This is a genomic window from Mesorhizobium sp. BHbdii (assembly GCF_053848045.1).
Map to the genome: position 1 here is coordinate 2,204,278 of NZ_JBSPKX010000001.1, position 19,649 is coordinate 2,223,926.

24 protein-coding genes are annotated in these 19,649 nt (G+C 61.4%); 11 read left to right on the forward strand and 13 right to left on the reverse strand.

Annotated features, from left to right (window positions below; all coding sequences use genetic code 11):
- The first annotated feature begins 212 nt into the window (after nucleotides 1-212).
- The gene (locus ACWTU8_RS10715) at nucleotides 213-821 is read left to right on the forward strand and encodes a transglutaminase-like cysteine peptidase (RefSeq protein WP_029353790.1); all 609 of its coding nucleotides are present in this window, start codon (nucleotides 213-215) and stop codon (nucleotides 819-821) included.
- Nucleotides 822-1,028: 207 nt separating this feature from the next.
- On the opposite strand, the gene ACWTU8_RS10720 is transcribed toward ACWTU8_RS10715, so the two are convergent.
- Nucleotides 1,029-3,041 (reverse strand): BTAD domain-containing putative transcriptional regulator, encoded by a 2,013-nt coding sequence (locus ACWTU8_RS10720; protein WP_455848047.1) that lies wholly within the window; start codon nucleotides 3,039-3,041, stop codon nucleotides 1,029-1,031.
- Nucleotides 3,042-3,296: 255 nt separating this feature from the next.
- Between ACWTU8_RS10720 and ACWTU8_RS10725 the strand changes: the two genes are divergently transcribed.
- The 3 genes from ACWTU8_RS10725 to ACWTU8_RS10735 all read left to right on the forward strand — a co-directional run bounded on the left by ACWTU8_RS10725 (nucleotide 3,297) and on the right by ACWTU8_RS10735 (nucleotide 4,244).
- Nucleotides 3,297-3,458 carry a hypothetical protein gene (locus tag ACWTU8_RS10725; protein WP_455848048.1) on the forward strand — a complete coding sequence of 54 codons (162 nt, stop codon included), beginning with the start codon at nucleotides 3,297-3,299 and terminating at the stop codon, nucleotides 3,456-3,458.
- Between the two features lie 228 nt (nucleotides 3,459-3,686).
- Nucleotides 3,687-3,827 (forward strand): hypothetical protein, encoded by a 141-nt coding sequence (locus ACWTU8_RS10730; protein ID WP_455848049.1) that lies wholly within the window; start codon nucleotides 3,687-3,689, stop codon nucleotides 3,825-3,827.
- Between the two features lie 36 nt (nucleotides 3,828-3,863).
- Nucleotides 3,864-4,244 (forward strand): ankyrin repeat domain-containing protein, encoded by a 381-nt coding sequence (locus tag ACWTU8_RS10735; RefSeq protein WP_455848050.1) that lies wholly within the window; start codon nucleotides 3,864-3,866, stop codon nucleotides 4,242-4,244.
- A 53-nt stretch (nucleotides 4,245-4,297) separates the two neighbouring features.
- Here the strand turns inward: ACWTU8_RS10735 and ACWTU8_RS10740 are convergent, their stop codons facing one another.
- Complete coding sequence (locus ACWTU8_RS10740) at nucleotides 4,298-4,825, reverse strand: gamma carbonic anhydrase family protein (RefSeq protein ID WP_455848051.1); 528 nt, start codon at nucleotides 4,823-4,825, stop codon at nucleotides 4,298-4,300.
- A gap of 19 nt (nucleotides 4,826-4,844) precedes the next feature.
- Complete coding sequence (locus ACWTU8_RS10745) at nucleotides 4,845-5,282, reverse strand: DUF6949 family protein (RefSeq protein WP_455848052.1); 438 nt, start codon at nucleotides 5,280-5,282, stop codon at nucleotides 4,845-4,847.
- Between the two features lie 33 nt (nucleotides 5,283-5,315).
- On the opposite strand from ACWTU8_RS10745, the gene ACWTU8_RS10750 reads away from it, so the two are divergent.
- Nucleotides 5,316-6,047 (forward strand): hypothetical protein, encoded by a 732-nt coding sequence (locus ACWTU8_RS10750; protein ID WP_455848053.1) that lies wholly within the window; start codon nucleotides 5,316-5,318, stop codon nucleotides 6,045-6,047.
- Between the two features lie 117 nt (nucleotides 6,048-6,164).
- Here ACWTU8_RS10750 and ACWTU8_RS10755 read toward each other — a convergent pair whose 3' ends face one another.
- A complete protein-coding gene (locus tag ACWTU8_RS10755) occupies nucleotides 6,165-6,368 on the reverse strand; it encodes a DUF3126 family protein (protein WP_013531334.1) in 204 nt (67 codons plus the stop codon).
- A gap of 150 nt (nucleotides 6,369-6,518) precedes the next feature.
- Complete coding sequence (gene cysE / locus ACWTU8_RS10760; protein WP_455848054.1) at nucleotides 6,519-7,367, reverse strand: serine O-acetyltransferase; 849 nt, start codon at nucleotides 7,365-7,367, stop codon at nucleotides 6,519-6,521.
- 245 nt (nucleotides 7,368-7,612) lie between these two features.
- On the opposite strand from cysE, the gene ACWTU8_RS10765 reads away from it, so the two are divergent.
- On the forward strand, nucleotides 7,613-8,215 hold the full coding sequence (locus ACWTU8_RS10765; protein WP_455848055.1) for an HD domain-containing protein: 603 nt from the start codon (nucleotides 7,613-7,615) through the stop codon (nucleotides 8,213-8,215).
- A 49-nt stretch (nucleotides 8,216-8,264) separates the two neighbouring features.
- On the opposite strand, the gene ACWTU8_RS10770 is transcribed toward ACWTU8_RS10765, so the two are convergent.
- The 3 genes from ACWTU8_RS10770 to ACWTU8_RS10780 all read right to left on the reverse strand — a co-directional run bounded on the left by ACWTU8_RS10770 (nucleotide 8,265) and on the right by ACWTU8_RS10780 (nucleotide 10,273).
- Entirely contained in the window at nucleotides 8,265-9,032 is a 768-nt protein-coding gene (locus ACWTU8_RS10770; RefSeq protein WP_455848056.1) for an alpha/beta fold hydrolase, read from the reverse strand.
- 20 nt (nucleotides 9,033-9,052) lie between these two features.
- Nucleotides 9,053-9,565: a DUF192 domain-containing protein gene (locus ACWTU8_RS10775; RefSeq protein WP_455848057.1), complete on the reverse strand. Its 513-nt coding sequence runs from the start codon at nucleotides 9,563-9,565 to the stop codon at nucleotides 9,053-9,055.
- Between the two features lie 111 nt (nucleotides 9,566-9,676).
- Nucleotides 9,677-10,273 (reverse strand): cold-shock protein, encoded by a 597-nt coding sequence (locus ACWTU8_RS10780; RefSeq protein ID WP_455848058.1) that lies wholly within the window; start codon nucleotides 10,271-10,273, stop codon nucleotides 9,677-9,679.
- A 217-nt stretch (nucleotides 10,274-10,490) separates the two neighbouring features.
- On the opposite strand from ACWTU8_RS10780, the gene gloA reads away from it, so the two are divergent.
- Both gloA and ACWTU8_RS10790 read left to right on the forward strand, forming a co-directional pair.
- Nucleotides 10,491-10,931: a lactoylglutathione lyase gene (gene gloA / locus ACWTU8_RS10785; RefSeq protein WP_455848059.1), complete on the forward strand. Its 441-nt coding sequence runs from the start codon at nucleotides 10,491-10,493 to the stop codon at nucleotides 10,929-10,931.
- A 29-nt stretch (nucleotides 10,932-10,960) separates the two neighbouring features.
- Nucleotides 10,961-11,254 carry a DUF2218 domain-containing protein gene (locus tag ACWTU8_RS10790; protein WP_455848060.1) on the forward strand — a complete coding sequence of 98 codons (294 nt, stop codon included), beginning with the start codon at nucleotides 10,961-10,963 and terminating at the stop codon, nucleotides 11,252-11,254.
- A gap of 10 nt (nucleotides 11,255-11,264) precedes the next feature.
- On the opposite strand, the gene ACWTU8_RS10795 is transcribed toward ACWTU8_RS10790, so the two are convergent.
- Nucleotides 11,265-11,819, reverse strand: coding sequence for a DUF1697 domain-containing protein (locus ACWTU8_RS10795; protein ID WP_455848061.1), 555 nt, complete (start codon nucleotides 11,817-11,819; stop codon nucleotides 11,265-11,267).
- 10 nt (nucleotides 11,820-11,829) lie between these two features.
- On the reverse strand, nucleotides 11,830-13,086 hold the full coding sequence (gene ilvA / locus ACWTU8_RS10800; RefSeq protein WP_455848062.1) for a threonine ammonia-lyase IlvA: 1,257 nt from the start codon (nucleotides 13,084-13,086) through the stop codon (nucleotides 11,830-11,832).
- Between the two features lie 229 nt (nucleotides 13,087-13,315).
- Here ilvA and ACWTU8_RS10805 point away from each other — a divergent pair, with 229 nt between their 5' ends.
- Both ACWTU8_RS10805 and ACWTU8_RS10810 read left to right on the forward strand, forming a co-directional pair.
- Nucleotides 13,316-14,392 carry an alpha/beta hydrolase gene (locus ACWTU8_RS10805; RefSeq protein ID WP_455848433.1) on the forward strand — a complete coding sequence of 359 codons (1,077 nt, stop codon included), beginning with the start codon at nucleotides 13,316-13,318 and terminating at the stop codon, nucleotides 14,390-14,392.
- Between the two features lie 147 nt (nucleotides 14,393-14,539).
- Nucleotides 14,540-15,706 (forward strand): alpha/beta hydrolase, encoded by a 1,167-nt coding sequence (locus ACWTU8_RS10810; protein WP_455848063.1) that lies wholly within the window; start codon nucleotides 14,540-14,542, stop codon nucleotides 15,704-15,706.
- Between the two features lie 27 nt (nucleotides 15,707-15,733).
- On the opposite strand, the gene ade is transcribed toward ACWTU8_RS10810, so the two are convergent.
- From ade to ACWTU8_RS10825, 3 genes are all read right to left on the reverse strand, one after another.
- On the reverse strand, nucleotides 15,734-17,539 hold the full coding sequence (gene ade, locus ACWTU8_RS10815; RefSeq protein WP_455848064.1) for an adenine deaminase: 1,806 nt from the start codon (nucleotides 17,537-17,539) through the stop codon (nucleotides 15,734-15,736).
- Between the two features lie 437 nt (nucleotides 17,540-17,976).
- Complete coding sequence (locus ACWTU8_RS10820; RefSeq protein ID WP_135937630.1) at nucleotides 17,977-18,429, reverse strand: cupin domain-containing protein; 453 nt, start codon at nucleotides 18,427-18,429, stop codon at nucleotides 17,977-17,979.
- Between the two features lie 143 nt (nucleotides 18,430-18,572).
- On the reverse strand, nucleotides 18,573-18,752 hold the full coding sequence (locus tag ACWTU8_RS10825; protein WP_029353754.1) for a hypothetical protein: 180 nt from the start codon (nucleotides 18,750-18,752) through the stop codon (nucleotides 18,573-18,575).
- A 567-nt stretch (nucleotides 18,753-19,319) separates the two neighbouring features.
- On the opposite strand from ACWTU8_RS10825, the gene ACWTU8_RS10830 reads away from it, so the two are divergent.
- Nucleotides 19,320-19,541: a hypothetical protein gene (locus ACWTU8_RS10830; RefSeq protein ID WP_455848065.1), complete on the forward strand. Its 222-nt coding sequence runs from the start codon at nucleotides 19,320-19,322 to the stop codon at nucleotides 19,539-19,541.
- Nucleotides 19,542-19,649: the final 108 nt, after the last annotated feature.

Genomic DNA, 19,649 nt, shown 5'->3' on the forward strand with positions numbered 1-19,649 from the left:
GGCCCATTTCGGCCGGTTTTTTGTTGCCCCGATGCCGCGCCAAGGCGCCGCGCCGGCCGATACAGCTCCGCGAGAACGCCCCAACAATTTTGTACTGGAATGATTCAAATTTTATGTTTATTCTATAGGCGTTTTACTTAATGTCTACTTCGAGCCTTTGCGTCGAATAAATCCGATCGTGTCATTGTCTCCTCAAACGGGGAGACTGGACGATGAAGAAGACGAGGGGCAAGCTGTTGCTCTTGGCAATGGCGATGCAGCTTACTGCCTGGGGAACGGCGTATGCAGCGGGACCTGCCTTCATGCACACCGGCAGCCGTACCACACAGCCGGTCGGCCATTACGAGTTCTGTCAGAAGATTCCGCAGGAATGCAATCAGCGGACGCCGAAGCAGGCGCCGATCGAGCTGACCCGCAAGCTGTGGGCGAAGATCGTGAGCATCAACAATTCGGTCAACAGCAAGATCGCGCCACGCACCGATATGGAACTGTGGGGCAAAGAAGAAGTCTGGTCCTATCCCAACAGCGGCTTCGGCGATTGCGAGGACTATGCGCTGGAAAAGCGCCGCGCGTTGATGAACATCGGCGTTCCGGCCGGCGACCTGCTGATGACGGTTGCGCGCCAGCCGAACGGAGACGGCCACGCGGTGCTGACCGTGCGCACCAGCCTCGGAGAGTTCATCCTCGACAATCTGGAAACCAGGGTGCTGTCCTGGACTGCTACCGACTACACCTACCTGAAGCGCCAATCGAGCCAGAATTCGGGCGCTTGGGTAATGATCAACGACGGCCGCTCCGACGCGGTCGCCAGCGTCCGCTAAGGACGCCAATGCATGTCGCCCAAAAGTGCGCAGCGGTTTTGGGATAGCGACATGCATAAAACAGAGATTAAGCGCGTCGCATCATTTGAACGCGCAGCGCTTTAGGAGAAAACCCGGTCGAGCCCCACCCTCCCCGTCCCCAACGACCGGGTTTTAGGAGCCGGCCCCGTCCCCGGGCCGGCTCCACCATTTCATGAGAGACGGGCCTTAGTCCGGCAGGCCCGCCTTGCGAAGGCCCTCGATATATCTGCTGCGATCGTCCGGTCGATGAAACGGCGGCAGCACCTCGGCGAGATTCGAAAGCCGCAGCGAGGGATCGAACGCGCACAGCCGGGCCATCATTTGCTGCGCTTCCAAAAGCCGCTCCGCCAGGGCATGACCTACGGCCGCAACGCGCATGGCGCTTGCGTAGTTCGGCTGGGATCGCAACGAGCTTTCTGCCCATTCGACAGCGTCATCGTAGCGGCCAGCACAGAAGTGAGCGAGCCCCGTGCAGAACTGCCAGGCGAACAGACGCGGATCCAGCGGGCTCAGGCGCATGGCGCCCGCAGCGTGTTCGACGGCTCTGTCCGGCTCACCAAAGCAGGCTCTCACCCAGCTGCTTAGGCCCCAGGCAGCCGCTAAATTCGGATTGAGAACGAGCGCGCGATCGATGCAGACCGCACTGTTCTTGAGTTCGCCCCCAACATAACCAAGGACGTATCCACCATGGGAAAGTGCAATCGCATCGTCCCTGCCGAGTTCGACCGCTCGCCTGGCCAACCGGACGGCTTCTGCGACCTCTTCCGCGCGATCGACCATCCAGCCATTGCTCTTTCGAGTGGCGTAGCATCGCGCAGCCCGCGCGTAAGCTGCGGCAAACTCCGGGTCACGGGCGATCGCTGCCTTGAACAGTTGCAACGCTTCGTCGATAGCCGCTTGATCGTTGACCGTTCGGTCAAAGACTGCGAGCCCGCGGAGGTAGTAGTCATAAGCGTCGAGGCTTTCTGTCGGCTTGCGTTTGGCACGGTCGATCTCAGCCTCCTCCACCTTCGGTGTGATTGCGCCGACTATGCTCGAGGCGACCTGGTCCTGCAGATCGAACACCTCGGCGAGCGTTCCGTCAAAACGATCGGCCCAGAGATAGGCCCCCGTCGAGGTGTCGATGAGCTGTCCGGCGATGCGCAGGCGGTCACTCGCCCGGCGCACACTTCCCTCGACCACATAGCGCACGCCCAGTTCACGCCCGACCTGCTTTATGTCTATGGACCGCCCCTTGTAGGCAAAGCTCGAATTCCGTGCGACTACGAACAGGTGGCGGAAGTGAGCCAGGGCGGTGACGATGTCTTCCACCATACCGTCGGCAAAATATTCCTGCTCGAGATCACCGCTTAGATTCTGGAATGGCAGCACTGCAATTGATGGCTGGTCGTCGTGTCTCGCTAGGACTGCCCCCATTTGCGCCGGCGCCGCGACGCCAGAGCTTGGCCCCGGCCGCTGATGTCCAGTTCGTTCGCGGGACTGCAGAGAAGCCGCCAGTGAGCTTGTCTGCGCCTCCGGCTCCGCATCCAGCTGCTTCTTCAGGGCAGTTCGACAAAGCTCGAACTGGCGCAAGGCCGCGTTTTGGTGACCGCGATGCGCGTGGATCCGGATCAGCGCCCGATGGGCGGCCTCGGCGGTAGGATCTGAGGCGAGCAATCTCTCTGCCAGCCCTTCGCAGGCTGTCTCTTCAGCAGAGCCGGGTATGGGCAGCGCGAGGCTCAGCCGATCCACCAACTGCAGCGCCTTGCGCTGATACCTGTTCAGATAGGGTCCAAACCACTCATCCAGTTCCTCAGGAATGGCTTCCCCTGCGAGCACCCCACCGCGGTAGAGGTCGGCGGCGAAGGCGAGATCGGTCGCCCGGCCCTCCTCCAGTTTCCGGTCGAAGATCGAAATGTCCGCTTCATCCGGGCCGGTAATCAGCGCGATGGCTTCGTGATCCCCGTCGATGTAGACGGCGGCATCTTTGCTGGTCGGGAACGAGCGCCGGATGTCGACCAGTGCTTGCCGCAAACTGTTGCGCGCCTGGCCATTGCTTCGTCCCGGCCAAAAGGCTTCGGAAAGCTGCTCGCGACGATGGCCGCGGCGGCCCGCAAGGACCAGGGCAGCAAAAAGCAGCGAAGTCTTGCGCGTGGCGAAGCGGACGGGCCGGCGCTCCAGGGAAGTAACCTCGAGGCCGCCAAGCAACCTGATGCGCACAGATGGTCTCCAGACTTTGACCGCCGCGGCAGAATAGCATTTCGGTAATTGGATTTAACACCGATTTAACGGCAGCTCGTCGGACATTTCCGTTTTTTTCACGCTCAGCCGAACAGCCCGAAAACACCCGCGTGGCACGCTCCCAGCCGCAAATCTCGAATTGGGAGACTAGAAATGCCTCATACGGAAACTCGCGCCGACCGCAGCGCGTCGAAAAGACACTTGTTTGGAACTAGCAGGAAAAGTGTAGCAATAATGATCGCCGCCATCATGGGATGGCGACGGACCGTTGCAGAAGGCAGGGCGCTAGCCGACTTGACGCCCGATCAGCTGAACGACATCGGTCATCCGGAGGCCCATCGACCCGCGTTCGACATTAAGGCAGGTCTGATCACGAATTTGACGTCGATGCGGTAAATTCGGCGTACCGCTGCGCAAAGGATCAGCTGCCGGCAGCCTGCAACCGCTGCATAGTCGAACTCGCACCAAACGCGCGGGCTGGATTGTCGGCAGCTAAGAGACTGAAGCGGGATGAGATTCTAGCAAACGCAGCCGCAAGAACTGCTCCAATCGCCACCGCATGAAGCTTTCAGGCAACTGCGGATGGGAGCAATATGGCAGCCGTTCAACCTCCGGATCGCTGCGATGTTGGAAATCCCGGAAGATCGATGCGAGCGCCACGGCCTGTTCAAGGCCATCGACGACGCGTTCAAGGCGGGCGACTTCGAGGGCCGGTGTGGCCCTCGGCGGCTCACCCGGCTGGTTCGACGAGCAGATGCCCTTTGAACTCGGCCTTGGGCATCCACTGGAGTATGCGATCTATTGAGCCCCGCCGCTTTCATCTCGATCTTACTGGATGCGGGCTCGGACCCGAACTATCACCACCACAGCGGTTTTCCGGCAATCATCGCGGCACTGTCCACCGACCGGGCTGACAGACTGGAAATCGTCCGACTCCTGATCGATGGGGGCGCAGACCCCAACATGCGGGGCGTAAACGACTGGACACCCCTTTACTATGCAGTCGCCATCCGTAGCATCGATGCCATCCGCCTGCTGTTGGCGGCGGGCGCCCACTCATCGCTCGAAACCCGCATCGACGACTATACGACAGCCCTTGAGGACGCTGACAATGCCGGTTTTGAAGCCGGCGCTTCGTTGCTGCGCGATGCGATGACCAGGCGCGGCTCCAATGGACTCTGAGTTGGGGGACGATGCAGGTGAAACCATAGCCGAAGGTTTGAGCAAGGCTGGCCTCAGGCCTTCATCAGTCCCGCTTTAAAGCGTTTGCCGTTGGCGACGTAGTGCGCGGCCGAAGCGCGCAGCCTTGAGACCGCGGCATCGTCCAGCGCTCGCACCAAATGCGCGGGCGAGCCGATGATCAGTGAATTGTCGGGGAATTCCTTGCCTTCGGTGACCAGGGCGCCGGCGCCGACCAGCGAGTTCTTGCCGATTTTCGCGCCGTTCAGCACGATGGCGCCCATGCCGATCAGGCTGTTGTCGCCGATCGTGCAACCATGCAGCAAGGCGCGATGGCCAATCGTGCAGCCTTGCCCGATGGTCAGGGGAAAACCGGCATCGGTGTGCATGACCGTGTGTTCCTGCACATTGGTATCGGCGCCGATGATGATCGGCTCGTTGTCGCCGCGAATGACGACGCCGAACCAGAAGCCTGCATTGCGGCCAATCTGTACGTCGCCGATCAGGGTGGCGTCGGGCGCGATCCAGTTGCTGTCCGCGTCCTCGAAAACGGGGGCTTTTGCGTCGATCGCGTAGAGCGGCATTTCGATCTCCCGATTCGTCTCACACTGAAAAGTCAGCCGAACCTAGGAGCATGCCCGCAACGGATGCAATGTCGATCAGCACGACGCCCAACGCCAATGCCCAGACCGTCGCGGTGCAACCGCAGGTGATCAGCGCCGGAGCGGAAAGGCGGCCTTGCCGCCAGGCGTCGAGGGCTTCGTTGGCGAACATCAAGGGTCCGGCGCAGGCCGTCGCGGCGAGCGAGCGCAGCACATGCGCCGGCGACACATAGGGCTCGACGAAGGCAAGCCGGCGGCCTGAGATCAGCTCCATCACCGATCCCGCTAGGCCGCACGCCGTCAGCCCAACCATAAAAGCAAAGAGTGTGTGTTCGACCGGACCCATCTTTACCTTCCATTTACCATGAAATCGCACAGTCGTGTTCGACAGGCGCCGCTGCAAGACCCGTGCCGCGCCACGTGTGCCGCCTAAGGACATCTTGGGACAGGCGGCCGAAAATTGGGGATCGCGATGAAACAGGCAGCCACCGCCAACGGTCCGCAACTTACCGTCGTCGATTCCAAGCTGATGAAGCGGGTGTTCTACGTGTTCGCGGCGCTGGCAATGCTTTCGGTGACGATCAGCCTTGGCGGCAAATGGTTCGGCCGCTCGATCGCCATGGCCGGATACACCGACGACACGACAATCCACGAGGTGGTGATCGGCAACAACGTCATCGCCGTGCCGGCCAATGTCATCCGCTTCGACCAGGCCCGGCGCGACGGCATCGCCTCGCGGCTCGACCTCTATCTGCGCTATCCCGAGATGGACGGCTACAGCGAAGCCGCCCGCAACGATTTCAACCATACCGGATCAAGCAAGGACATCATTTTCCTATCGTTCGAACGGCAGATAATGTCGCGTGAGATGAGCGGCCGCTTCGCGCCGATCTACAGCGCACTGATCGTCCAGCCCGGCACGCCGGGCCCGGGCGGCACCACGCTCTACGGCTTCACCGAAAAATCAGGTTATTTCAACGAGGTGCTGGCGGTCGCCAATCGCCGGGGCAAGGACCCGTTCGTGGCCCGCTGCCTGAGCGGCCCGAGTGCTGCGCAGTCGCTGGCGCCCTGCGAACGCGACATTCTGGTCGGCGACAGTCTCAGCCTCACCTACCGCTTTCCCATGGAATTTCTGGGGGACTGGCAGGCGCTCGACGCAGCCCTCGCCGCCGAGGCCGCGCGTATGCTGAAGACCGGTCGCTAACGCGTTGTGTCCGAGAGGATTATGCGACGCGCTTTGGGGGCAAATCGCAAACGGCGGAGATTGGTGCCCCTTCTCCGCCAGGGATAACGGAGCCTGCCGGGAACCGCGAATCCCGGCTCAGGCCAGATCGATGTCGAGGATCGCCATCGAGAAATTATAGTCGCCGTCGTCCTCGTCCTTGAAGACGATGCCGAGGAATTCGTCGCCGACATAGACCTCGGCCGAATCGTCCTTGCGCGGCCGCGCCTTCACTTCAAGCTTGGGGTTCTGGAAGACGCGCTTGAAATAGGCGTCCAGCTTTCTGATTTCGTCCGGCTTCAAAAGTCTTCTCCGATCGTCGGTCTGCTCGTTTGAGCGCGCTTCTGCCACGTCGACAATGGCGATGTAAAGGCAAGCCGACCGGATATGCGAGAACCGACAGGCGGCAGAGGCGGCAAACGGAGTTCCGTTGCCCGCCCCGCGGACTTGAAATCAGATATCGAAGCTGACGACGTGGTCCATCGACTGCGACGGCAAAAGCTGGTCCATCTGCCGCGAAGGCTGGTCGCAGCCGGTCTCACCGACGACGCGGGCCGGCACGCCGGCAACCGTCTTGTTGTGCGGCACCGGCGACAGCACTACCGAGCCTGCCGCGATCTTCGAGCAATGGCCGACTTCGATGTTGCCGAGGATCTTGGCGCCGGCGCCGATCAGCACGCCGTAGCGGATTTTTGGATGGCGGTCGCCGCCGGCCTTGCCGGTGCCGCCCAGCGTCACCCCGTGCAGGATCGACACGTCGTCCTCGATCACCGCCGTCTGGCCGACGACGAGGCCGGTGGCGTGGTCGAGGAAGATGCCCTTGCCGATGCGGGCGGCCGGATTGATGTCGGTCTGGAACACCGAGGACGACCGGCTCTGCAGGTAGAGAGCGAAATCCTGGCGGCCCTGGTTCCACAGCCAATGTGCCAGCCGGTGGGTCTGGATGGCATGAAAGCCCTTGAAATAGAGCACCGGCATGATGAAGCGGTCGCAGGCCGGATCGCGATCGTAATAGGCCTGGATGTCGACACGCACCGTCGACGACCAGTCCATGTCGTCGGCTGCCATCGCCTTGAATGTCTGGCGGATGAGATCGGAACCGATATCCTGATGAGCGAGCCGCTCGGCCAGCCGATGAATGACCGCTTCCTCGAGGCTTTCTTGGTTGAGGATGGTCGAATAGAGGAACGCCGCCAGCAGCGGATCGCGGTTGACCGCCTCCATCGCTTCATCGCGAATCGAGCGCCAGATCGGGTCGATCGGCTTCACCATGGTCGGGCGGGCAATCGTTACACTGTTCATCAATGATCTCCGACCATCTAATGTCTCCGGCTTGGCGACTTGCCTATTCTCCGGCCGCATAATGCGAATCGCGATCGAAGTGATTCAGGCGATGCGCATTAAGTGCCTCTTTTGAGCATGTCGTTGTCCCAAAACCGCTGCGCACTTTGCGCGACATGCTCTATAAGCCAGATCATAGCACGGTTGAACTCAATTTTCCTTAGTGCTTTGTCAAATGGATTTGGTTCACGGAAATTCAAGCGGCCATGGAAGACGAACCCTTGATCGACGAGCCGCTGAAGCACAAGCTTTCCGCGCTCTACCGAGCCGAAGGCCGCCACTATCACAGCCTTGCGCATATCGAGGCGATGCTGGCGCTCGCCGGCCACTATCAGGCATGCCTGCACGATCCCGAGGCGGTCGAGGCGGCGATCTGGTTCCACGATGCCATCTATGACAGCCGAGCCAAGGACAATGAGGCGAGGAGTGCCGCCCTTGCCGAGAAAAAACTCGCCGGCCGCACGGATACGGAGCGCCTGGACCGCATCACAGCGATGATCATCGCCACCGCCACGCATGAATTGCCGCACTTTGACGACGAGAATGCCGTCCGCGACGCAGCGCTGTTCCTCGATATGGACCTGGCGATCCTGGGTGCGACGCCTGATGCATTCGATGCCTATGAGCAAGCGGTTCGCCGCGAATATGGCTGGGTGGAGGAGTCGATGTGGCGTGCCGGCCGCAGTGCTGTTCTGGAGAGTTTCCTCGCCCGCCCTCGCATCTTCCACACCGAGGAATTCCGGCAGCGGTTCGAGGTTCAGGCTCGGCAAAACATGGCGCGTTCGCTCAAAGCGCTCGGGCTAAGCTGAATCCAAACGCGCGTAGTTATAAGCATCCATACGCTGCGCATCGATGCACTCACAGCGGATTTTCGGCATAGAACTCCAGCACCCGCTGCTTGAAGGTTTTGTCGCCGACGGCCAACATGTGGTCGCGGCCCTCGATGTGAAAGGCCCTGGCGTTCGGCATCAAGGCGGCCAGTTCGTCGGGCGAACCGCCGATATCGTCCTTGGTGCCGACGGCAATCAACGTCGGCTGGGCAATGCGCCCAATGTCGGCCTCGGCCAGCAATTCCCGCGAGGTGGCAATGCAGGCGGCCAGCGCCCGGCGGTCACTGCGTGTCTGGTCGGCGAAGGCGCGAAACGAGCGGCCGCGCGGATGGCTGGTGGCATCAGGATCGTCGGCCAGAAGGGCGGCGGCGATCGGATCCCAGTCGCCGACGCCGTCGACCATGCCGACGCCGAGACCGCCGAAGACCAGCGTCGCCACCTTGTCCGGGTCGGAAAGCGCCAGGAAGGCCGATATCCGCGCGCCCATCGAATAGCCCATAACATGGGCGCGTTCGATGCCGAGATGGGTCAGCAACGCTGCCCCGTCGGAAGCCATTTTTGCGGGGGTATAATCGGCCTCTTCATAGCTCTTCGACGATGCGCCATGGCCGCGATTGTCGAAGGCGATGGCGCGGTAGCCGGCATCGTTAAGCGCATTGAACCAGCCGGGCGACACCCAGTTGACGTAATGGGTCGAGGCAAAGCCATGGATCATGAGCACCGGATCGCCCTGCCCCGAGGCCGGCTGGCGGTCGAGGAAAGCAAGATCAAAACCGTCATGGGAGAAAAACTGCATCTGCGCCGGATCCTGCGCGTTCAGTTGTGCGCAGTGCCGATTGCCGGGTGGCGCAACAAATCGCCGTCCGCGATGCCGCTCCTGGCGGCGGTGCCCGCCTTGAGCTCGAGCACGAAGCGAACCGGCTCGCCAGGCGAGATCATCGCCTCGGATTGCGGCTCGCCTTGCTTGATTGCCCGGATCCTGCCGTCCTGACCGACAAAGATCAGGTCGAGCGGCATCGGCGTGTTCTTCATCCAGAAGCTCACATCCCGAGGCTCCTCGAACACGAACAGCATGCCATGATCGTCGGCCATCTCCTCGCGAAACATCAGGCCGGCTTGGCGCTCGGCGGAGGTGTCGGCGATTTCGACGGAGAAAGAGCGTTCGCCGGCTTTCGTCACAGCGACCAGCGGCTGCGGGTCGACGGCAAGAATCATCGCCCGGCCGCCTGCCGAAGCCGGTTGCTGCGAATGGAAGAAAGCGCCTGTGGCGATGACAAAAGCGATCGCGGCGCAGACTACGCCCGTTGTCAGCCAGTTCCTGTAAGTCATTCAGAATCCTCGGCCATCGTCCTAGACCATGATCCCGAACCTACGGTTCGAAAAAGATCATGGTCAAGCAGAAAGCACCAGGTTGCATCCCGATTCGATCGGGATGGGACCTTAGTGCGAGACGGGCAAGGTACCCATATCCGGGTGAATTTCGGCAGCCATAAGGCCTTTGTCGCCGCGCCCGAAGCGGACCAGCACAACCTGCCCGGGCCGGAGCTCGGTAATGCCGTAACGGCGCAGGGTCTCCATGTGGACGAAAATGTCCTCAGTGCCCTCGCCTCGGGTCAGGAAACCGAACCCCTTGGTGCGGTTGAACCATTTCACCAGCGCCCGTTCGAGGCCGCTTTCCGGCGTCACCGAGACGTGGGTGCGCTGCTCCTGCATCTCCGCCGGATGGGTCGCCGTGGTGAGATCCATGGAGAGCACGCGGAACGCCTGCAATCCGCGCTCACCTTGCTTGACCAGGCAGACGACGCGCGCACCTTCCAAGGCGGTCTGGAAACCGTCCTTTCGAAGACATGTCACATGTAGGAGAATATCGCCGGAAGAGCCGTCATCGGGAAGAATGAAACCGTAGCCCTTGGCCACGTCGAACCATTTGATGGCGCCCGAAACCTCGACAAGATCGGCAGCGTCGCCGCTCTCGCCTCTTTGCAAGGCGTCGTGACCGGTTCCGTCCCGCCCCATGAAAGAGGCTTTTTCCCCCATAAGAACGCCCCCCTTTTTCCAAGAATACCGCAACTGATTCTTGAGTTAGATTAACACTGCCGCTTCCGGTGTGTGCAAGACCTGAGCTGCCTTTTTTCACGGTTCATTGCAGGAATACCGGATTTGTTGTTTGCCGGCACGACCGGTTATCGGGAATTGCCCTTTGGCCGGGTGGCCCCTATGTTCCGCCGCAACGCAAACGTTTCGAGGAAATCACATGCGCTATCTTCACACCATGGTCCGTGTCGCAGACATCGATGTCTCGCTCGATTTCTACTGCAACAAGCTTGGCCTCAAGGAAGTGCGGCGCCACGAAAACGGACAGGGGCGCTACACGCTGATCTTCCTCGCCGCGCCCGAAGACGAGCAAAGCGGCATCGCCGACAAGGCGCCGCTGATCGAGCTCACCTACAATTGGGATCCGGAAGACTACAAGGGCGGCCGCAATTTTGGCCACCTCGCCTACGAGGTCGACGACATCTACGCCACCTGCCAGCAGCTGATGGACAAGGGTGTCACCATCAATCGGCCGCCGCGCGACGGCAACATGGCCTTCGTCAAGTCGCCGGACGGCATTTCGATCGAGCTTTTGCAGAAAGGCCCGGCCAAGGCCAAGGCGGAGCCCTGGGCCTCGATGCCGAATACCGGAAGCTGGTAACCAGTCACATTATCGGAGAGAATCCATTCATGCCGACCAGCCATGTCGATGTCGCCACCGAACATGCGAGCCGGTATCTGCAGCAGCTTTGCAAGCATTGGGCGCACAAGTTTCCCGTCGAGTTCGATCCGAACCACGGGACAATCGATCTCTCACTGGGTCGTGCGGTTCTGGATGCCGATGCGGGAACGCTGCATATCGCGGTAACCGCTGACGAAGCCGGCTCGCTGGACCGCCTGGAAACGGTTGTCGCCGACCACATCAAACGCTTCGCTTTCCGCGAAGAGCTGTTCTTCGATTGGAAAAGGGCCTCGGCAGCGTAGGCGACCACGTTCAGCCGTCTCGGCCGGCTAACTCCAGCAGCGCCTGCACTGTGCGCCAGTTGCGCGCGGTGCAGGGCACTTTCAGCGTGCGCGGGATGAGGTTGGCAAACACCGATTTGCCGAGGCCATCCGGTGCGTGCAGATAAAGTACGTCGTCCCTGATCTCGAAGCTTTCAGGGCCGGTGCACTTCTGCGAAAGACGAGCCGTCTCCTCAGGCGTTGGCGAACGCTCCAGCGCATAGGCGTGAAGCTTTGTCGGCTCCCCGGCGACTTCCGGATAGGGATTTTCCGCCACCAGCCGCTCGAACCAGCCGAGATCGCGCACCATGATGCGCGAGTGAAATCCCCATTTCTTCTCGAAGGCCGCTTCCAGCTGCCTGGTCAGCGTGGCCGCATCGCCCGTTGCCGACCGGAACACGACGTTGCCGCTCTGCACGTAGGTGGCGACGTCGCCAAAGCCGAGTTTCTCGAAGAACGACCGGAGTTCGGCCATCTTGACGATGCGGTTGCCGCCGACATTGATGCCGGAAAACAATGCAACGAATATCTTCTCCTCTTCACTCATATTCGGGCGCTCATATGATGAACCCGGCGAGCGTCTCGTTGTCGGTGATGTCCTGATACTGAACGCCCTCGGCCTCGAAATTCGCGTTGAGCAGCTCGAAATTGCGGCGATCCTTCGTTTCGATGCCGATCAGCACCGAACCGAAATTGCGCGCCGACTTCTTCAGATATTCGAAGCGGGCAATGTCGTCGTCAGGCCCAAGCAATTCGAGAAAGTCGCGCAGCGCGCCCGGCCGCTGCGGAAAGCGGATGATGAAGTACTTCTTCAGCCCCTCGAAACGCAGCGCCCTTTCCTTCACATCCGGCAGCCGCTCGAAATCGAAATTGCCGCCCGACACCACCGCGACGATGGTCTTGCCCCTGATTTCCTTCTTCGAAAAATCCTTGAGCGCGTCGATCGCCAATGCGCCGGCCGGCTCCAGCACTACGCCTTCGACATTCAGCATCTCGATCATGGTCGCGCAGAGCCGGTTTTCCGGGATCAGCCGCACGGCCTCAGCGGCAAACTCCCTGAGGTGCCGCAACGGTTCGCGGCCGATCTCGGCCACCGCCGCGCCGTCGACGAAATTGTCGACCCTGGCAAGCTTGATGCGCTTGCCGGTGGCGAGGCTCTCGCTGAGGCTTGGCGCGCCGGCCGGCTCGCAGAAGACGAAGCGCGTGTCGCGGCGCTGGTCGGCGAAATAATGCGTCACACCCGCAGCCAGACCGCCGCCGCCGACCGGAAGCATGATGATGTCGGGCATCCGCGCGCCCGGCATCTGGCCTGATATCTCGTAGGCGACGGTCGCCTGCCCCTCGATGATGTCCTTGTGGTCGAACGGCGGCACCATGTGCGCGCCGGCGCTTTCGGTGAATTCGAAGGCGGCGCGGTAGCAGTCGTCGAAAAAGTCGCCGACCAGCCTGATCTCGACGAATTCGCCGCCGAACAGCCGCGTCTTATCGATTTTCTGCTGTGGCGTCGTCACCGGCATGAACACCACACCTTGTCTGCCGAAATGACGGCAGACGAAGGCAAAGCCCTGCGCATGGTTGCCGGCGGAAGCGCAGACGAACAGTTCGGCGTCGTTGCCGGCGTCGAGCGCCTTGCGGAAGAAATTGAACGCGCCCCTGATCTTGTAGGAGCGCACCGGCGACAGGTCCTCGCGCTTCAGCAGCACGCGCGCCCCGGTCTTCTTCGACAGGTAATCGTTTTCCTGCAGCGGCGTTTCCGGAAAAATCTCGCGGATCGCGGCGGCAGCGGCAGCGACGCGGGAGGAGAAACTGGTCATCGGAAAAATCACCCCGAATCGTCTGTGGTCTTCGCGTGCGATTGTCGGTCACGAAGCTAGCACACGCCGTACGTGTTTGATCAGGGCAATCGTTCTGGCTTTCGTGCAACAGTGCTTTGACTGTCGCTAGGCGCTGAGCGCAATTCGGCTGGATATGACTTACTTCTGCCGCACTTCGACTGTCCGGGAGGGGTTCGCGGAGGTTGGATAGCCTTTCGGCCGGAGTGGAATTCTAGAGTTGAAGAAGATTTGTATCCTTGTCCTTACCTTGCTCGTTGCCGGCTGTGGCGGCCGGCAAACCGAGGAACTGCTCGGCAGCGCCATGGTGTCCGCGCCGGTGACGGAAATCGCCGGCAACCACAGCATCTTCATCGCCACGACGCGCAAGCGCTCCGACGATCCCAGCAAGGTATTTGACGGTGAGCGCTCGGCCACGCTGAACTATGCCCGCGCCAACGTCACCGTGCCGGGGACCCACGAAACCGGTCGGATCGAGCGGCGTTCGCGCGGCAAGTCGAACGACCCGGCCAAATACTTCATGGCCTCCGACGTCGTCGGCTACGACACCGCGCCGAAATTCTCCAGCGCGCTCAGCACTGACATCGCCGCGCGCGGCGGCCGCGTCATGGTCTTCGTCCACGGCTACAACACCGGTTTCGACGCCGCCGTCTACCGCGTCACCCAGATCGCCCATGATTCCGGCTACCCGGGCACGCCGGTGCTGTTTTCCTGGGCGTCGGGCGCCAAGACCAGGGACTATGTCTACGACAGGGAAAGCGCCAGTGCTGCCCGCGACCAGCTGGAAGTGACGCTGAGGATGCTCGCGCAGACCGGCGCGCGGCGCATCGACATCGTCGCGCATTCGCTGGGAACCTGGGTTACCATGGAAGCGCTGCGCCAACTCGCCATCAACGGCGACCGCGATCTCGGCGGCAAGCTCGGCGACGTCGTGCTGGCCTCGCCCGACATCGATGTCGACGTGTTCAAGAGCCAGATGCGCCGCTACGGCAAGCCGAACAAGCCATTCATCCTGCTCCTGTCCGACGACGACCGGGCGCTGCGGCTCTCCGGCCTGATCGCCGGCTCGCGGCCGCGCGTCGGCGACTATAAGGACGCCGCCGACCTCGCCGACTATGGCGTGAGCGTTGTCGATCTCTCCAGCGTCAAGGGATCGGACCGTTTCAACCACACCAAATTTGCCGACAACCCCGAGTTGGTGAAGATGATCGGCCAGCGGCTGCGCGAGGATGACGGATTTGCCAGCGACCGCGAGGTAACCGACCGCATCAGCCTGCTCGGACAGTGAGGTGCGTTCCACGCCCTGTTACTTTCGTCGTGCGTGTTCACGGTTGCGGCACCATCGAATCACTTTCAACTGGACCGGGTCGGACCTTGGCTTTATCGAAATAGCGAGCGACGTCACCAGCTTGACGTCCCCCTTGCGGGAGCCTGCGTGACCGTGCGTTCGAAGATTTTTCTCGTCGTAGCGTTTGCGCTCGCCGTTACCGGCTGCGCCGGTGGGAAAACACACGACCTTCTCAACACGACGGCTGTCACAGTGCCTGCCTCCGACATCGCAGCCACGCATGAGATATTCGTCGCCACCACCCGGAAAAGGGCAACAAAAGATCCGCGCCAGGTGTTCGACGGTGACCGTTCACCGACCACCAGTTTTGCCAGTGTCGAGGTCACCGTTCCGAAGGTCCATCAGGTCGGCGCCATCGAGCGGGTCAGGAGCTCCGCCAACAGCAATCCGGCGAAGGATTTCACGGCAACGGAGGTCGAATTCTACGAAGGCGCCCCGCAATTCGCCAAGGCGGTCGGCGCCGACATCGCCATGCGCGGCGACCGCGCGCTGGTCTTCGTGCACGGCTTCAACAACGGTTTCGACGACGGCATCTATCGGCTGACGCAGATTGCGCACGACACGAAATATCCCGGCACGCCGGTGCTGTTCTCATGGGCGTCGAGCGGCAAAACCACGGGCTATATCTACGACAAGGAAAGCGCCAACGCTGCGCGCGACGATCTCGAAGAGACGCTGCGTATGCTGGCCAAGACGAAGGCCAAGAGCATCGACATTATCGCCCATTCGATGGGCACCTGGGTGACAATGGAGGCGTTGCGCCAGCTTGCCATCACCGGCGACCGCGATCTCAGCGACAAGCTCGGCTACGTCATCCTGGCCTCGCCCGACATCGATGTCGATGTGTTCAAGAAGCAGATGATCCGCTACGGCAAGCCCGACAAGCATTTCGCCATCCTGCTTTCGGGCGACGATCGCGCCCTCAGACTCTCCTCCCTGATCTCCGGCGACAAGCCGCGCGTCGGCGACTATGGCGACGCGGCCGACCTCGCCAGCTACGGCGTGTCGGTGATCGACCTGACCAAGACCAAGGGCGGCGACCGTCTGAACCACGCCAAATTCGCCGACAACCCGTTCCTGGTGCAGTTGCTTGGCGACCGGCTGCGCGCCCCGGCCGGCCTGGCATCGGAGGAAGCCAATCCGGCGCAGCCGATCGACAATCTCGGCCAGGGCATCGGCAAGGCCGTCGGCTCGGTTGCCGAGATCGTCATCACCACGCCATTCAGGGTGCTGACCATCGCCACCGGCGGATGAGCAATTTGGGCTCGGCCTTGGTCGTTGTCAGACGAACAGGTCGACCTTTTGGAACGTCGTCACGTCGATCAGGCCGACATCGGAAATCCTCAGTTCCGGGATGACGACCAGCGCCAGCAGCGAGTGCTGCATGTAGGCGTTGTTCAGCGAACAGCCCATCTGGCGCATCGCCTCGGTCAGCTTGTCGGCCTTGGCCGCGACGATTTCGGCGCGCTCGTCCGACATCAGCCCGGCAATCGGCATTTCGACCAGCGCCAGTTCCTTGCCCTTGGAGAACAGCACGACGCCGCCACCGACCTCGCCCAGCCGGTTGACCGCCAGTGCCATGTCCTGCTTGCTGGTGCCGACGACGATGATGTGGTGCGCATCATGCGCCACGCTGGAGGCTATGGCGCAGTCGCTCATGTAGCCGAAGCCGGAGACGAAGGCATTGGTGACGCCGCCCGTGCCCTTGTGGCGTTCGACCAGCGCGATCTGGCAGACGTCGTTGCGACGGTCCATGGCGACCAGACCGTCCTCCACCGGAAGATCGGCCTCGAGCGCGCGCGTCGGCGCCTGGTTCTCGATCACGCCGATGACCCGCACCCGCACCTCGTTGGCGCCGATAGGCGCCACGATGTCGAAATCCCCTGACTTGAGCTTCCTGCCGAGCTTGACGGTGTTCTTCGACGTCTTCGGATAGTCATAGGCCGGAATGTCGATGTCGAGCTTGCCGCCCTTGGCCAGCCTAACGCCGCGGCCATAGACCTCATCGATGGTCATTGCGGCCAGATCGGAGACGATCAGCAGATCGGCGAGACGCCCCGGGGCGATCGAACCCAACTCGCGCTCCAGCCTGAAATGCTGGGCGGTGTTGAGCGTCGCCATCTGGATCGCCGTCACCGGCTTCAACCCCTGGCTGATGACGTGCCGGACCACCCGGTCCATATGGCCTTCATGGACAAGCGTGCCGGAATGGCTGTCGTCGGTGCACAGGATGAAATTGCGCGGATCGAGCCCGCTCTCCGTCACCGCTTTGATCTGCGAGGCGACGTCGTACCAGGCCGAACCCAGCCTCAGCATCGCCTTCATGCCCTGGCGGACGCGGGCGATGGCGTCCTCGGCGCGCGTGCCTTCGTGGTCGTCCTCGGGGCCGCCGGCGACATAGCCATGGAAAGGCAGGCCGAGATCGCGCGAGGCGTAATGGCCGCCAACCGTCTTGCCCGCCCTCACCGTCGCGGCGATCTCGCCCGACATCACCGGATCGTTGGCCGCGACACCGGGAAAATTCATCACCTCGCCAAGCCCGATGATGTTTTCCCACGCCATCGCCTCGGCGACATCGGCGACCGTCAGCTCGGCGCCGGCATGCTCCAGCCCAGGTGCGGAGGGCACGCAGGACGGCATCTGCACTAACACGTTGATCGGCATGGCGACGGCCTCGTCATGCATCAGCCGCACACCCGGCAGGCCGAGCACATTGGCGATCTCGTGCGGATCGATGAACATCGAGGTGGTGCCATGCGGGATGACCGCGCGGCAGAACTCCGTCACCGTCACCATGCCGCTCTCGACATGCATATGCGCGTCGCAGAGACCCGGCACCAGATAGCGTCCGCCGGCGTCGACCACCTTGGTGCCCTGCCCGATGGCGTGGCCGGCATTCGGTCCGCAATAGGCGAAGCGGCCGCCGGCAATGGCAATGTCGGTGCCGGCGATGATCTCGCCGGAGTGAACGTTGACCCAGCGCCCGTTGCGGATGACGAGATCGGCGGGCCTCCTGCCCATCGCGACGTCGACCAGATGCGTGGCCGCCTCGGCCCAGGGTTTTGGTTTCGTCGCGGTCTTCGCCATGAAGAGACTCCTGTTTTCCCGACTGTGCCAAGCCGATGGCGTTTTGACCAGCGAGATCGGCGGATTGCCTGAGCGCTCCTCGGCCTTAACATCGACCGTGATTTTCGCGTCTGTTGCGAGCTCGCGATTCGTTGCTGTGACGGCATTTATGTTATGGATTTCGCCATGGCGCTGATTTGCGCCAACGACCCGCCGCCGAGGCGGGCTTTTTGTTTCGGCGCCGTCCACGGCAAAGTGCCCAACCGGAATACGATTCCGTTTGCGGCAAATCAGATTGCCTCCCGTTAGCGAATCTTTCTGAATCGACGTTCGGGAAACCGCAGACACCACTCGAAGACTCAGATCAGAACTGGAAGTGCCTGATCCGGCCGCTCAGAGGGTCTCGACCTCCACCATTCGAGCCTGCAGGCGGTTCAATCAATTTGATCCCCGAACTGTCATTTTTTGCTCGGATCGTCCGCCGGATTGACGTAGTTGATCGTGAACGGTCCGTTGCCATGAACCTGAATAATCGTTTCGCTTGTCATCCAGGCGAAGTGATTCATTCCGGCCGGCGCAACTCCGAAGCCGCCAGCAGTCAGTTCGATGCCTTTCGCCTCGTCGAACTTATCGCCCATTCCGATATGAAAGTTGCCGGAAAGCACCGTTATATATTCCGCGGTGGGATGACTATGTGCGGCAATTTTGTAACCGGCGGGCGTCTTCAGTCGCAGCACATAAGGCCCATCCTTTGAGGGATCTCCAGCGATAACAGCTATGTCCGCGCCAGCGGGAATGACAGCAGGAGCAGGGCCCCATTTGATACTGTCCGCGTTCACTGGCATATCATCGGCAAACAGAGGCGCTGTCCCAACAAGCAGCAGCGCCAGAGCAGAGGCGAGCTTGAGCATGACAATCTCTCCATTGGTTCGTAGAGGACAGCGTCAAATATCAACGCTGAATCACTCACCAATTGGAGCCTACCAATGCAGAACGCCCGAACGCATCCTCCGAACGGGGGACGCGCTTTCGCGGCAGACCTCAGAAGCCGCCGTTAAGTGTCCTCCCGCTGTTCCCTGTCGCGGCAGTTAAGAAGTTCGACCAGATCGTCGGCCTCTTCGATCGGCATGTCGATCAAGGGGACACCCACCTCGACAACCGGCAGCCCTGTGAACACATCGATGATGTCCCACGTGCCTTCAGGTGTCTTCTCAATGTCGTAGCGTTGAGTCATGGGGGAGTAGTGAGCCATGGGGGTAGAGGGGAAGACCTGGCGCGTTTTACTCGATCATCGCTCGTTCGGGCTTCGGGAATGCGGAAATGGATCCCGCCCGGCCCGATCAAGCGCCTCAAGCAATGAGGCAAGGGGGCTGGGAAGTCGCAGGTCGACGCCAAGACCCAGCGCGTCGTGTAAATACCGGCGATTATCTTCGGAACGGATCAGTTGCCGAACGGCTTCGGCAACAGACTTCCCTCGTTCTGTGTCAAACTCTGCCATGTTCGGAATTCCAGTAGCTTTAGTGCGAAACTCAGCCACTACGAAATTGTTCCAGGTGGAAACGATCTTGTTTGAACCTCAGTGTTTGATTCCCTCGCTGGGAACGGTTGCCGCCGGCCGGTAACGGCAGCTATGCTGTTGACTTGGGCACGAATTTCGCGCCGACGATCCGCATCCAAGGCGGGTCGCGCGTGCCATGATGCGGGCCGGAAAAAACGCTCTAGCCTTGAGGCACCGGTAACGGTTGGGTAACGAGCCTGCCCCGGCGAGGGGGAGTCCGGGACAGGCTCGGCTCCTCAGAACATGCCGGATTTCTCCGACTGGCCTCCAAACCACTGTGCCTGCGCAAACTTCCATTGCGTGGTGATCATTTTTCCTCGCGAAAGTCCTGCAGCGAGGCATGCCGAAGGTCTTCCTGCCACGCAGGTGTTTGGCGATCCGCGCAAGAACGAAGGCGACGATTTTTACATCTGCCCGATCTGTACGCAGCCGGTCGATATGCCGGATCTCAGGCAAGTGATCTAGTACGACAAGCCGGTGCACGATCGACTGGAAATGGACGCCTAGCGGCGCCTTTCTCGCCCGCGCCGTTATGACCGAACCGTAACCTCGACCGGCAAGGGGGAGCGCTGG

Coding starts and splice junctions, on each gene's coding strand:
- ACWTU8_RS10715 (WP_029353790.1), top strand. CDS start 213: ATGAAGAAGACGAGGGGCAAGCTGTTGCTCTTGGCAATGGCGATGCAG.
- ACWTU8_RS10745 (WP_455848052.1), bottom strand. CDS start 5,282: ATGTCCTTAGGCGGCACACGTGGCGCGGCACGGGTCTTGCAGCGGCGC.
- ACWTU8_RS10780 (WP_455848058.1), bottom strand. CDS start 10,273: ATGGGGGAAAAAGCCTCTTTCATGGGGCGGGACGGAACCGGTCACGAC.
- gloA (WP_455848059.1), top strand. CDS start 10,491: ATGCGCTATCTTCACACCATGGTCCGTGTCGCAGACATCGATGTCTCG.
- ade (WP_455848064.1), bottom strand. CDS start 17,539: ATGGCGAAGACCGCGACGAAACCAAAACCCTGGGCCGAGGCGGCCACG.
- ACWTU8_RS10730 (WP_455848049.1), top strand. CDS start 3,687: ATGTTGGAAATCCCGGAAGATCGATGCGAGCGCCACGGCCTGTTCAAG.
- ACWTU8_RS10725 (WP_455848048.1), top strand. CDS start 3,297: ATGATCGCCGCCATCATGGGATGGCGACGGACCGTTGCAGAAGGCAGG.
- ACWTU8_RS10825 (WP_029353754.1), bottom strand. CDS start 18,752: ATGACTCAACGCTACGACATTGAGAAGACACCTGAAGGCACGTGGGAC.
- ACWTU8_RS10830 (WP_455848065.1), top strand. CDS start 19,320: ATGCCGGATTTCTCCGACTGGCCTCCAAACCACTGTGCCTGCGCAAAC.
- ACWTU8_RS10750 (WP_455848053.1), top strand. CDS start 5,316: ATGAAACAGGCAGCCACCGCCAACGGTCCGCAACTTACCGTCGTCGAT.
- ACWTU8_RS10790 (WP_455848060.1), top strand. CDS start 10,961: ATGCCGACCAGCCATGTCGATGTCGCCACCGAACATGCGAGCCGGTAT.
- cysE (WP_455848054.1), bottom strand. CDS start 7,367: ATGAACAGTGTAACGATTGCCCGCCCGACCATGGTGAAGCCGATCGAC.
- ACWTU8_RS10765 (WP_455848055.1), top strand. CDS start 7,613: ATGGAAGACGAACCCTTGATCGACGAGCCGCTGAAGCACAAGCTTTCC.
- ilvA (WP_455848062.1), bottom strand. CDS start 13,086: ATGACCAGTTTCTCCTCCCGCGTCGCTGCCGCTGCCGCCGCGATCCGC.
- ACWTU8_RS10775 (WP_455848057.1), bottom strand. CDS start 9,565: ATGACTTACAGGAACTGGCTGACAACGGGCGTAGTCTGCGCCGCGATC.
- ACWTU8_RS10740 (WP_455848051.1), bottom strand. CDS start 4,825: ATGCCGCTCTACGCGATCGACGCAAAAGCCCCCGTTTTCGAGGACGCG.
- ACWTU8_RS10770 (WP_455848056.1), bottom strand. CDS start 9,032: ATGCAGTTTTTCTCCCATGACGGTTTTGATCTTGCTTTCCTCGACCGC.
- ACWTU8_RS10795 (WP_455848061.1), bottom strand. CDS start 11,819: ATGAGTGAAGAGGAGAAGATATTCGTTGCATTGTTTTCCGGCATCAAT.
- ACWTU8_RS10820 (WP_135937630.1), bottom strand. CDS start 18,429: ATGCTCAAGCTCGCCTCTGCTCTGGCGCTGCTGCTTGTTGGGACAGCG.